General features: G+C 52.8%; 13 protein-coding genes. 9 read left to right on the top strand and 4 right to left on the bottom strand.

Translation table 11 applies throughout. The features are described from left to right. Window positions 1–45: 45 nt before the first annotated feature. Both MVK46_RS04425 and MVK46_RS04420 read right to left on the bottom strand, forming a co-directional pair. Window positions 46–1,116, bottom strand: coding sequence for a GTPase (locus MVK46_RS04425; protein WP_297535438.1), 1,071 nt, complete (start codon window positions 1,114–1,116; stop codon window positions 46–48). After that, the gene (locus tag MVK46_RS04420; protein WP_297535437.1) at window positions 1,085–1,405 is read right to left on the bottom strand and encodes a TIGR04076 family protein; all 321 of its coding nucleotides are present in this window, start codon (window positions 1,403–1,405) and stop codon (window positions 1,085–1,087) included. Before MVK46_RS04420 ends, MVK46_RS04425 begins: the two co-directional genes overlap by 32 nt. Window positions 1,406–1,493: 88 nt before the next feature. On the opposite strand from MVK46_RS04420, the gene MVK46_RS04415 reads away from it, so the two are divergent. From MVK46_RS04415 to MVK46_RS04395, 5 genes are read left to right on the top strand one after another with little or no spacing between them, the layout of a single operon-like run. Further along, window positions 1,494–2,942, top strand: coding sequence for a DUF515 domain-containing protein (locus tag MVK46_RS04415; RefSeq protein WP_297535436.1), 1,449 nt, complete (start codon window positions 1,494–1,496; stop codon window positions 2,940–2,942). A gap of 11 nt (window positions 2,943–2,953) precedes the next feature. Then, entirely contained in the window at window positions 2,954–3,973 is a 1,020-nt protein-coding gene (locus MVK46_RS04410) for a hypothetical protein (RefSeq protein ID WP_297535435.1), read from the top strand. Window positions 3,974–3,982: 9 nt separating this feature from the next. Next, a complete protein-coding gene (locus MVK46_RS04405; protein ID WP_297535434.1) occupies window positions 3,983–5,989 on the top strand; it encodes a CpaF family protein in 2,007 nt (668 codons plus the stop codon). Between the two features lie 9 nt (window positions 5,990–5,998). After that, the gene (locus tag MVK46_RS04400; RefSeq protein WP_297535433.1) at window positions 5,999–7,051 is read left to right on the top strand and encodes a type II secretion system F family protein; all 1,053 of its coding nucleotides are present in this window, start codon (window positions 5,999–6,001) and stop codon (window positions 7,049–7,051) included. A 44-nt stretch (window positions 7,052–7,095) separates the two neighbouring features. Next, a complete protein-coding gene (locus MVK46_RS04395; protein ID WP_297535439.1) occupies window positions 7,096–7,971 on the top strand; it encodes a type II secretion system F family protein in 876 nt (291 codons plus the stop codon). On the opposite strand, the gene MVK46_RS04390 is transcribed toward MVK46_RS04395, so the two are convergent. Then, entirely contained in the window at window positions 7,948–8,427 is a 480-nt protein-coding gene (locus MVK46_RS04390; RefSeq protein WP_297535432.1) for a peptidylprolyl isomerase, read from the bottom strand. The two genes, MVK46_RS04395 and MVK46_RS04390, sit on opposite strands and share 24 nt — an antisense overlap. A 125-nt stretch (window positions 8,428–8,552) precedes the next feature. On the opposite strand from MVK46_RS04390, the gene MVK46_RS04385 reads away from it, so the two are divergent. Next, entirely contained in the window at window positions 8,553–8,849 is a 297-nt protein-coding gene (locus MVK46_RS04385) for a hypothetical protein (RefSeq protein WP_297535431.1), read from the top strand. On the opposite strand, the gene MVK46_RS04380 is transcribed toward MVK46_RS04385, so the two are convergent. Further along, window positions 8,850–9,341: a DUF2118 domain-containing protein gene (locus MVK46_RS04380; protein ID WP_297535430.1), complete on the bottom strand. Its 492-nt coding sequence runs from the start codon at window positions 9,339–9,341 to the stop codon at window positions 8,850–8,852. Between the two features lie 68 nt (window positions 9,342–9,409). Between MVK46_RS04380 and MVK46_RS04375 the strand changes: the two genes are divergently transcribed. The 3 genes from MVK46_RS04375 to MVK46_RS04365 all read left to right on the top strand — a co-directional run. After that, on the top strand, window positions 9,410–10,303 hold the full coding sequence (locus tag MVK46_RS04375; RefSeq protein WP_297535429.1) for a DUF4129 domain-containing protein: 894 nt from the start codon (window positions 9,410–9,412) through the stop codon (window positions 10,301–10,303). Continuing rightward, entirely contained in the window at window positions 10,284–10,748 is a 465-nt protein-coding gene (locus tag MVK46_RS04370) for a hypothetical protein (RefSeq protein WP_297535428.1), read from the top strand. Before MVK46_RS04375 ends, MVK46_RS04370 begins: the two co-directional genes overlap by 20 nt. Continuing rightward, the coding region (locus tag MVK46_RS04365) for an AAA family ATPase (RefSeq protein WP_297535427.1) at window positions 10,717–11,489 on the top strand (773 nt) is incomplete at its 3' end. The genes MVK46_RS04370 and MVK46_RS04365, both read left to right, overlap by 32 nt.

The raw sequence follows: 11,489 nt of genomic DNA, 5'->3' as shown, positions 1-11,489 counted from the left end.
GGGACGGTTTGTGCCGAAGCTGAGAAGCCCGTTGGGGAAAACCCGTTAGTCGAGAATCGCCACAACCCCTTTCCACTTCTTCCCGAAGCACTCGCTCGCGATGGCGCTCTTCCCCGTTAATTCTTCGAGGAACTTCAAAGCCGAGTCGCACTTCTTGAAGCCCGTCGCTATACCCACCGTTACCCCCTCTATCTCTCTCACTCCGGCCCTCTTCTGGTTATCGAGCTTCTCCTTTAGCTGGTCTCCATACTTCCAGAGGATTCTCCTCGGGTCGAGGAGGAGTTCCCACTCGACGCCGTCGAGGACTTCCTTGAAGTCCCAAACGAAGTCCTGGCTCTTTTCCTCCTCGCTCGCGAACAGCGTGAAGCGGCCTGTCTGCCACTCGCGGAGGAGCCACCTCGCAGTTTCTTCCAAATCAACTTCTCCGCCGGCCTTTATGAGGCCCCTCTTTTCCCCTATCCGCCTGAGGATTTCCTCCTCGCTTTCGGCTTCGATGCCGAACTTCTCGGTTATGGCTTCCCTCCTCGTCTCAAGGATTCTGGAGATTAGCTTCAAGGCCGGCTTGACGGGTTCCTCAATCTTATCCGCCGGAAAGCCTCCTTTAATGACCAGCTCATCGAAGTCGTCTATCGGAACGACTCCGGGGCTGTCGAGAAGCCAGAGCTTCTTGCTGAGCCTTATTAGTTGTTTTCCTTTGGTGTAGCCAGGTATCGGGGCTGTTCCGACGGCCCTTTTTCCTTTCAGGGTGTTGATTATCGTGCTCTTGCCGACGTTGGGGTAGCCTATGAGGGCGACCTTAACTTTCTCCTTCTCGTCAAGGAGGGGCTTTGCGAGCTTTTTGAGTTCCCTCCTCAGGATTCCGGTTCCCTTTCTCTCCCTCGCGGATATGAAGACGACCGGTATCTCGCTCTTCCGCTTGTACTCCTCGGCCCACTCCTTCGGCACCAAATCAGCCTTGTTCATCACTATGAGGAGAGGTTTACCAGCTTCCTGAACTAATCTCTCGAGTTTTCTGTTGCGCGTCCCTATCGGGTCCCTCGCATCGACTACCTCGACTATCACGTCGGCCTCGTCTATGACCTCCCTAACGACCTTCCAGGCTTTCCTCTGCTTCATCTCTAACCACCGTTATCTCGAAGATTACAGTTCCCCCGTCGGTATAAGGCGGTCCCGGGTCGAGGCACTGGACGTAGGCTTTCTCTCCCCTTCCGAGGCCTAGCTCGCTTGGTTTAATACCCTTTCGCAGGGCCACTATGTAGGGGAGCAGTGAGGCGAAGGCGTGGGTGCATATCGCGTCGGTCTCGTCGAGCTTTACTCTCGGCCCTTCGATGACTATCATGTCCCCCCGCTTAAAAACGGGACAGTTTCCCCGAATTTCAACGACTCTAATCTCTAACCTCTCCATTTTCTCACCGAAATCTAAATAAAGCTTGAGGTTCAAAAGGTTATTCGATTATAGAAGGCCGATTATAACGCTAACGGTGGTGCTCAACGTGGCCGAGGATATTGAAGCGAAAATCCGGCGTTTGAGGGAGCTGGGTAAGGTTAGCGCGGAACCATCTACCCCCCCAGCAAAACCGCCGGCCGCAGCTCCCAAAAAGCCCCCTCGCAGGCCGAGGTCTATTAGTAGCATACGCGAGAAGGAGAGAAGGAAGAGGATTCTCATCGGTGCATCAATCCTGATAATAATCATACTCATAATCTCTGTAGGGGCTTACGCTTACCTCCAGAACAGGGCTGCCAACGAACTCAAGAACGCCCGCGAGCAGAAGCTCCGTGAGGTGGCCTATTACTTTAAGGCCGGCAACTTTACGAACCCTAACTGTACCAAATACGCCAACCAGTACAAGACCGAGGTCGTGAACAAGATACTGCAGGCTAAGACCCTTCAGGAGCTAAACGCCATAAACGTGAAGACATATTTTGATAAGGCCGTCCAGGCCTATGATTCCTGTGTTGCGAAACAGAGGCAGCTTGAATACGAGAGGATTCTCAATCAGACCAAGCAGGAAAAACTCAAGTCTATTGAGCTCGCCTTCCAGCCCCTCCTCTCGATGCCCCTCCCCGACAGCCTGAAGGCTAAGGTAGTGTCCACGTTGCAGAGCCTTGAACAGCAGGTTAAAGAGGCCAAGACCGTGGAGCAGGTTGAGGCCATCAACCCCGACCCGTACCTGCTCTCCCTGTGGAGGGACTACTACTTCTACAGGATTGACAGCATAACGACACCCGACGTCATCCTCGAAAAGAACGGCGTTAAGACCCTTGTGTCAAAGTCCGAAGCGAAGGCCATACTTGGGAGCATAATGAGCTACCAAGAGCTTCTCCAGTATCAGGTCTACCCCGTTCAGTACGTCGAGATAGCCCTTCTCCTTCCGAGGGACAGAATAGCCGGCGGCTTCCTCAAGCCCGGCGACAAGATAATGTTCTTCGCCAGCAACGGAACGAAGGGTTCCTACCACGAGATAGCCAACCAGGGATACGTTGAGATGGTTCTCCTTCCGAGCACCGCCGGTCAAATCGCCGTCAGCGAATCGCAGAGCCAGACGAGTTCATCGACAAGCTCGTCTTCAACAAACTACAACGAGCAGCACTCCTCTGCATACAATCCGGGAGGTATCTCCTATACCAACGGCACTACCTACACGGACACCTACTCCAACAGCCAGACCTCAAGCCAGAGCTCGTCCGCGAGCTACACCTACAACGTGAACCTTGCGGAGATACTCAAGGCCATAGCCGCCGGCAAGATTCAGGCAAGCGAGGAGGTTAAACAGCAGCTTGAGAACTACGGCTGGAAAGTCATAAACCTCGAGGAATCCTCAGACATGCTCGTCCTTCCACCAGACACGGAATTCCTCATAATAGTGAAGGTTCCCTCAATATTCGTTCCCGACATACTTCAGAACCAGCAGGACCTGTACATAGCCAAGATATCCACGTGAGGTGATGGGACATGAAAAAGCCCTTGGGTTTTCTTTTTGTTTTGTTAACTATCTCGTTTTCATTCGCTTCCGCCGAAACATTCACGCTTCCCGGAACGACTACAGTTGGAAGCTACAACAACATAGGAATCCTCGGGGAGGTCATGCTTAACCTGAACGTTACCCTAGTTAACCTTGCCCCCTATCCCAAGTTCATCGTTGTGAACCCCCGGTACGACTTCCACGTATACCGCCTCGGTGGAATCGAGTTCAACGTTAACAACCGCACCTCCACGGGTGAAATAGTGGGTCAGGTTTCCTCGTACACTGTCCTTCACAGCCTAAACTACTACATAGGCTTCTGGATTATGCCCTACGAGACCGTTGTTGTAAACTTCCAGATAACGTCGAACGCCTCCTACTCAGTTCCTCTCAGGGATTATCAGGACATCTGCGGCGGAATCGGGCACATAACCTCAGTCACGTACTCCAACGGAACCGTGAGCAGCGTCAACGTTCCCATACCGGCTTCCCAGATAAACCGGCTGACGTGCGGGGTCGTTTACCCCCAGCTTCTAAACTATCCGATGATTATGAGCCTCAGAACGCTGTTCCCCTTCATAGACCGGTACATCAAAGTGCTCAAATATGATGGAACCGTAGCCTTCAGGCTCACCAACGTTCCCAGCCATTACAGCAGTGAGAAGCCCTTCGCCGTGCTCTTCGCGGTTTCGGTGCCGGTGATATTCCAGGGTGCAAAGATGTTTGACTACTCCCCCAATTACACGATGACCTACAGTCAGTACGTTTCCCAGTTCATCTGGAAGGTTCGGGGACTCACCCCTCCCTCCAGGAAGGTCCCCACGGAGAAGCCCAACGCCGGCTCGGAACTCTTTAAGCTGACGAACACGCTGCTCTCTGGTGTCAAGGTTGGTCAGCCTGCCCTCAAGCCGAGGGAGCACCCCCAGATGAACTTCCCGGTCTGGATTATATTTATGAGCGACCAGATTAACATAACTTACCGCGTGAGCTGGACGAACTCGGGACGGTGAGAGTCCGTGTTGGGTGAGAGAAAGAAGAAGAAAGAGGGGATTTCCTGGATAGATGAAATCTTGGCTGGAGAGGACCCTCTTGAGAAGGTTTTGAATAAGAAGGAAGAGGAGCCGCCGTTGCCCTTCCTCTCTCAGGGAGGCGGTACCTTAGAGGATATTCTCAAGGGCGGAGAGAAAGAAAAGGAGTCGAGCGTTGAATCAGGTGCCGATTTGCTCAGCAATATACTGGGCGGCGGAGAAAAGGCATCCCCGGAGAAAAAGCCGCCGAAGGAGGAGAAGGGGGAGAAGGAGCTCCCTCCGGCTTCCAGCGTTCTCGAGGATATATTCTCAAAGCCCGAACCCAAGGAGAAAGCGTCGAAGTCTTCCCCGGTTTCACCTCCCGGAGCGAGTGTTGACTTCCTCAGTGAAATCCTTTCAAAGCCCGAGCCGGAGGAAAAGCGGGCCGTTAAACCGATTTCAAGCCTTCAGGATATACTGGGTTCAACGCCCCTCGAGGAGGAAACCCCCTACGCGGGCAGGGCCCAGGTTCTGGACGCCTACGGAAACGTCAGAATCCTTAAGGTCAAGGGCGAACCTGTGCCGATATACGAACTCAGGTTTCCGAAGCTCAGCAGGGATGAGGAGGAGCTTCTCAGAAGAATACGGGAGAGGGCGATAACCGAGATACAGATAGACCCGACGGCGATTCCCGACCCCGAGGAGCGCAGAAAGGTCTTCATGAACGCAGTTAAGAAGATGATTCGTGAGGAAGCCCCGAACTACTCAGAGGGCAGAATTGAACTGCTGGCCGACATGATAGTCCAGCAGATGATAGGCTACGGCAAGCTCGACCCTCTCGTCAGGGACGACAACCTTGAGGAGATTATGGTCATTGGAACCGGCAGGCCGGTCTACGTCTGGCACAGGCGCTTCAACATGTGCAAAACCAACATAACGTTCCCCGACGAGAAGGAGATACTGAACATAATCGAGAGAATAGCTAGGGAAGTCGGCAGAAGGATTGACCAGCAGAGTCCCCTTTTGGACGCCCGCCTCCCCGATGGAAGCCGTGTCAATGCCACGATACCCCCCATAAGCCTGGATGGCCCAACAATCACAATCCGTAAGTTCAAGAAGGACCCGCTCACGATAATAGACCTGATTAGGTACGGAACCATGAGTTCAGATATCGCGGCGTTCCTCTGGGTTCTCGTTGACGGTCTCGGCGTCAAGCCGGCCAACATACTCGTCGCCGGTGGAACCGGTTCCGGTAAAACCACGACTTTAAACTCCCTTGGGATGTTCATTCCGCCGAGCGAGCGTGTTATAAGTATAGAAGACACCGCCGAACTTCAGCTTCCCGTTGAGCACTGGATAAGGCTTGAAACTAGGCCGCCGAACCTCGAGGGCAAGGGAGAGGTCACGATGGATGACCTTGTGAAGAACACCCTCCGTATGCGTCCGGACAGGATTATCGTCGGTGAGGTCCGCGGTGAGGAAGCTAGGACGATGTTCACGGCAATGAACACCGGTCACGATGGATGTATGAGCACGATTCACGCCAACAGTGCCAGGGAAACTATAATCAGGCTTGAAAGCCCTCCGATGAACGTCCCCAGAATAATGATTCCCGCCCTCGACATAATCATAATGCAGGTTCGCTTCCACAGCAGAAAGAGGGGAACCATAAGGAGGATAACCGAGATTGCAGAAGTTTCAGGAATCGAGGGGGAGAGCGTGCAGATAAACAAGCTCTACAAATACGACCCCGCAAAGGACGAGCTCATTCCGACGGGAGTTCCGAGCAGGACTATAAACACCCTGGCCCACCACACGGGGATGAGCGTTGCGGAGATAGAGCTTGAGATTGAGAAGAGGAAGATAATCCTCGAGTGGATGATTGAGAAGGGAATAAGGAGCATAGACAAGGTCGGCCACTACATAAGGCAGTTCTACATCGACGAGGAGGAGCTGCTCAAGAGGATAATGGCCGAGAGCAGCGTCGAGACGAGCAAACAGATTCAGAACTTCATATGAGGTGGTCCGATGGGGTTTGCAGACTTTCTCGAGAAGCTCGGGGGAAAGACGATAGAGATTACGGAGAAGCCCCTTAAGAAGCTTCCGAAGGGCAAGTCAGTTCAGGAAAGGCTTAGACTTCTCAAACAGCTTCAAAAGGAAATAGAGGAGGAGAGGGAGGAAACCGAAAGAGAGAAAATCGTCGAGGAAGTCCTCGAATGGAGGAAGCAGGAGATAAGCCAGCCCTTTTCTGACAGACTGGCGGAGGCGATATTGAAGTACTTCAGGGGACCTGTTCAAACCCTTACAAGTTCAATCAAGGGCCTTGAATACGACCTTTACAGGGCGAACATATTCATGTCCAAGGAAAAGTATGTGGCTTTAATGCTGGGAGTTTCAATGTTCTCCGGGTTCTTCGGTTTCATATTCGCTTACCTGATATACATCCCGATAACAACGTCGCTCCTGATAGGCCTTCTTGGATTTATCGGTGGATTCCTCTATATGCGCCAGTACCCGAGGATGGTCTGGAAGAGGCGCGTTGTGGAGGTTGAGAGGGCGATGCCCTACGCCCTGAGGCACATGGCCGCCCTCCTCAGCGCGGGAGTTGGTATAGCAGAGGCGATGCTGTCGGTTGCCAAGGCCGACTACGGCGCCCTGTCGGAGGAGTTCGAGCTAATCATAAGGGAGATGAGAACTGGTTCCTCCTTTGAGGACGCGCTCACGAAGTTCGAGGAGAAAATGGGCTCCGACAACATAAGCAGGGTAGTCAAACAGATGTTGCGTGCCGTGAAGTTCGGCGGCAACCTCGCGGAGATACTCTACAAGCTTGCAGAGGACTTCTCCTTTGAGTACCGCATGAAGCTGGTTGAGTACGTTCAGAAGATTAACGGTATAGCGTTCGTTTACATGTTCATGACGATAGTTATGCCCACGATGTTCATCGTTGCAATCCTGGCCGGTTCAATCCTCGCGAGGAAGCTGGTAATCCAGCCCAACGCCCTCGCGGTGATACTGCTCTTTGCGTTCCCCTCGCTGTCGCTGATTATAGTCAACATGATTAAGAAGGGCGAGCCGAGGTGAGGGAGTTGCCGAAGACGAGGCTTAGCGATGCTCTGGTTTCCATCATGAAGCGCATCGTTCCGGAGAGATGGCTCAAGCGCTACGAGCTTATAATATACTCGGCGGGTATAAACTTCCTCGCCGTTGAGTACCTTGTAATCTCCGTCCTAGTCGGCATAATAGTTACCCTCGTTGCGTTCCTCGTAACTAAGCCGCTCTACGCACTTCTTTCAGGTATTGCGGTTTTTATCTTCGTTGCTTACGGCTATCCACAGTGGAGAATCTCCCGCCGCATAGAAGAGATGGAGAAGAACCTTCCCGATGCGTTCTTCTACCTTGCAAGCTCACTTAGGGCGGGCATATCCTTCTCCGAGGCCCTCGAGGAACTCACAACGGCCAAATTCGGTGCCTTGACAGACGAGTTCAAGAGAACTGTCGCCGAGATAAAGAAGGGCCGCCCCACAGTTGACGCCCTCAGGGCCTTCGCAATAAGAAACCACAAATCCCAGGTCATCTACCGTTCGATAATGATTATCATCGAAGCCCTTGAAAGGGGCGCCCCAATGAGCGACGTTCTCGTCTCAGTCGGAAACGATGTCAGGGAGATACTCAGGATAAAGCAGGAGCGCAAGGCCTCCACCGGAATGCAGATGATGTTCTTCATAATAACGAGCGGTTTCGTTGGTCCCCTGATACTGGGAATCGTCTACCAAGTTATGAACGTCATGAGCGCTGGGCAGGCGGGCATCCACTTTCCGCTCGCGGACATACGGTTCATCTTGATGGCCTTCGTCGTAATTCAGGCGATAATCTCGGGACTTGGAATAGGGGTAATAAGGGAAGGAAAATACAGTGCGGGCCTGAAATACGGTCTCTTTCTGGCCCTGATAGGCATCGTGGTCTTCAGAGGGGCAACTTCACTCAACATCTCCGCCTTCTGATTTCTTTACATCAAGAACTTCAATCTCGAAGACCAGGGTTTTCCCCGCCAGCGGGTGGTTGAAGTCCAGTGTGACGAGGTTTTCCTCGACCTTCAGTATTTTTGCTATCCCTGAGTCGGTCATAACGTACAGACCCTCCTCAGGTTCGAGACCCGCCTTCTGGAACTCCTCGGCCGGAACCTGTATTATCAGCTCCTTTCTTGGCATTCCGTAGCCCTTTTCCGGGGGAACCGTGACGGTTTTCTTCTCCCCCGGTTCCATGCCAATCATGGCCTCGTCAAGGCCTTCGATTATCTCCCCGGCCCCTACTTTGGCCCACATTGGACCGTACTCCCTTCCTTCAACGTAAATGCCGTGCTCCTTGGCAAGCTCCTCGACACTCGTATCAAAAATTTCTCCGTTCTCAAATCTTCCAACGTAGTTGAACAGAACGTAATCGCCAGCTTCAACTTTCATTTCCTTCAACTCCAAAACTGTCTTCAACTGGGCTTACTCCCAACCCTTATAATCCTTTTGGTTCCTTATTTTTTTGTGCAACAAGTATATAAGGGTCTTTGCGCTATGTTATACAGGTGACGTCTATGGGATACCTTTCTGACATTTTGAAGGACGAATACAGCGGGCTTAAAGTCCGGGAAGTTTACTCCTCCAAAATGGGGGATGCCGATGTGGAGATAGTCGAGGTCAGCTCCGGGGATGAGAAGTTCATTGCAATGTTCCAAAGTGCCCCCGTCAGGGACGGTCTCTACCGTTGGTCCCTCATCATAACGAGCGCCTACAACAGTAGAACGATGAAGGGGATGGACAGACTGGACGCCATACGGCTCGCTTTGAGGTCGAGCGTTGATGCAATGGTAAATGGGATGAGGGGTGAGTAATCAGTCCTCCGGGAGTATGTAGTAAACGTAGTGGGGTCTGTTGGTTATCTCGTCGATGAAGACGACGGTTCCGTTGCGGGGAGGTTTGAGGTAGTGAACCTCACCCTTTCTGGTTGTTACCGCCGCAAAGACGTCTCCCGTTCTGACCCTGTTCCCCACGTTGGCTATCAGGGTCTTTGTAAACCCCTCCACCGGAAGGAGCATAAGCTCGTCTCCCCTTTTGAGGTATATTCTCGTTCTTCCGTCGGGAAGAACCAGTACTGCGTCGGAGTTCATTCTGTTGGTGGTTCTGTCCACGTATAGGTAAAAGCGGTCGTAGACTTCCTTTACCAGAAACTTTGCGTTCTCCCCTATAAACTCGGGAACCTCGTCGCCTTTCTTGAGCCAGACCTCAACGTTGTTCTCAATAATCACGCAGTCCCTCGTAACCCTGCCGTTATCAATGCAGTCTTCTCTCCTCCCCTCAACGTAAAGCCTCGGCATCCTCTCCATGCTCCCACCTAATTTTACTCCCCCGTAAATCTTTTAAAAGCTCTCCCCTTTCAATGGTGTGGATTAAAATGTCCACCAAAGCAAAGTTCGTGGCACTGCTGACTCTAACGGTTGTAACGATATCCCTCCTTATGAACAGCCACACTTTTCTTGTTCCAACGCGGAAGCTCTCAGCGGAGCAGTTCAACCAACTGCTTGACCTGGCGACAATAGCTATGATGGTAGGCGTTTTCTCAGGACTTATCTTAATCTTGGTGCTGTCCATTTACATCAGGGACAGGTACGCGCCTGAACCGAAGATGTCCCTCGCTCACGTTCTCTTGAGACATCTGCCCCCCCTAATCTTTGCCCTTGCTATGATGGCGGCCTTCAGGCACTTCTCTAAGGCCGTTCACAGCAATGTGAGAGGCGTCACGAAGGGCGTGCCCCACAACGTTACGGCAAACGCTTCAAACTACACCGGCCTTCACTACGCCAAGCCCCTCGTGACCGCAAACGGAACGCTCGGCCCCGTTTCATTTTCGGGCCGCTACCTCACGCACATCTGGGTGGTCTTTTTGGTTCCCCTGATAGTGGTCTTCGCATACCTTGGCTATTACTACTACAACCTTGGAAAAGCTGAGATTGAGAGGAAGAGGAAGATTGAGATGGCAAAGAGCTTCGATAGACAGCTCGATGAGCTGGGCCTTGAGAAGTTCAGGGACCCGAGGGAGGCCATCGTTGGGATATACAAAAACGCCGTCCTGTGGCTTGAGGGCCTTGGGATACCCTACCGCGAAAGCTGGACGCACTGGGAGCATGCGGAGCACGTAAGGTACATGCACGAGGTCTTTGTTGAACTCGCCAGGCTCTTCGAAAAGGCGAAGTACGCCCCCGAGAGGGTGAGCTGGGAGGATGCCAAGAGGGCGCTTGAGATATACAACCGGCTGAGGGGGAAGGCAAATGAGATTCTCGAAAGTTAAGAGGTTTAAAGGCAGGCTCACTTTAGCCGGCGTTTTGGTGTTCCTTTCGATAGCCCCCGGGCCGTACTACATGAGGTGGATTGCGGTTGTTCTCTTGGCGGTGTCCCTGGCCTCAGTACTGCTGAGCGAGGACGTCAGGTTTCCCTATAAACTGAGCGGGAGTGAGGAGGAGACCTTTGAGAGAAAGTCCGACTTCGAAAGGATTTTGAACGCCGTTAAGGGTCTCAAAAAGGGCCATTCCCGGAAGCTGATTGAGGAGGAGCTCTTGGAGATTGAGTACCTCCTCTTCGGCGGTGAGCGCAACTTCCGCGAGCTTCGTTCAAACCCGCCCCCAGCCTTAAAGGCCTTCTACTCATCTCCCGACCCCTACGAGGGTCTTAAAAAGGCTTTAAAAATTCTGGAGGATGAGCTGAATGAAGGTGGAGGAAGTCCACGAGAAGTCTAACCTAGTCCTCAGGGAGGTTGGGAAGGCCATAGTGGGAAAGGAAAACGTTCTGAAGATGATACTGACGACGATTCTAGCGGACGGCCACGTCCTCATCGAAGACCTCCCCGGCTTGGCAAAAACTCTGATGGCCAAGAGCTTTGCCCGGGCCTTGGGTCTGGAGTTCAAGCGCGTCCAGTTCACCCCAGATTTGCTACCCAGCGACATCATCGGAGTCTCGGTCTTCAACCAGAAGACCCTCGAGTTTGAGTTCAGAAGGGGCCCTGTCTTCACGAACATACTCCTCGCCGACGAGATAAACCGCTCTCCACCGAAGACGCAGTCGGCCCTGCTTGAGGCGATGCAGGAGAGACAGGTAACTGTTGAGGGCAAAACGTACCCCCTGCCGAAGCCGTTCGTGGTCATAGCGACCCAGAACCCGATAGAGCAGGAGGGAACTTACCCCCTTCCCGAGGCCCAGCTCGACAGGTTTCTGGTCAGGCTTCACGTTGGCTATCCCACGAGGGAGGAGGAGAAGGAGATACTAAGGAGGAGGATGGAGCGTAAGAGGGAGGAGGTTGACATAAACCCGGTCGTAAGCGCTGAGGAAGTCGTTGAGATGCAGAGGGCCATCGAGGACGTTTATCTGAGCGAGCCAATCCTCGATTACATCGTCTCCATAGTCGAGGCGACCCGTAAGGACAAGAGGAACGTTGAAATCGGCGCCTCGCCGAGGGGAAGTCTGGCCCTTATGAAGCTTTC

Source organism: Thermococcus sp., assembly GCF_027066465.1.
GTDB lineage: Archaea > Methanobacteriota_B > Thermococci > Thermococcales > Thermococcaceae > Thermococcus.
This window is presented reverse-complemented; position numbering and strand designations above follow the sequence as displayed.

Coding starts and splice junctions, on each gene's coding strand:
- MVK46_RS04400 (WP_297535433.1), top strand. CDS start 5,999: ATGGGGTTTGCAGACTTTCTCGAGAAGCTCGGGGGAAAGACGATAGAG.
- MVK46_RS04395 (WP_297535439.1), top strand. CDS start 7,096: ATGAAGCGCATCGTTCCGGAGAGATGGCTCAAGCGCTACGAGCTTATA.
- MVK46_RS04380 (WP_297535430.1), bottom strand. CDS start 9,341: ATGGAGAGGATGCCGAGGCTTTACGTTGAGGGGAGGAGAGAAGACTGC.
- MVK46_RS04410 (WP_297535435.1), top strand. CDS start 2,954: ATGAAAAAGCCCTTGGGTTTTCTTTTTGTTTTGTTAACTATCTCGTTT.
- MVK46_RS04385 (WP_297535431.1), top strand. CDS start 8,553: ATGGGATACCTTTCTGACATTTTGAAGGACGAATACAGCGGGCTTAAA.
- MVK46_RS04370 (WP_297535428.1), top strand. CDS start 10,284: ATGAGATTCTCGAAAGTTAAGAGGTTTAAAGGCAGGCTCACTTTAGCC.
- MVK46_RS04390 (WP_297535432.1), bottom strand. CDS start 8,427: ATGAAAGTTGAAGCTGGCGATTACGTTCTGTTCAACTACGTTGGAAGA.
- MVK46_RS04420 (WP_297535437.1), bottom strand. CDS start 1,405: ATGGAGAGGTTAGAGATTAGAGTCGTTGAAATTCGGGGAAACTGTCCC.
- MVK46_RS04425 (WP_297535438.1), bottom strand. CDS start 1,116: ATGAAGCAGAGGAAAGCCTGGAAGGTCGTTAGGGAGGTCATAGACGAG.
- MVK46_RS04375 (WP_297535429.1), top strand. CDS start 9,410: ATGTCCACCAAAGCAAAGTTCGTGGCACTGCTGACTCTAACGGTTGTA.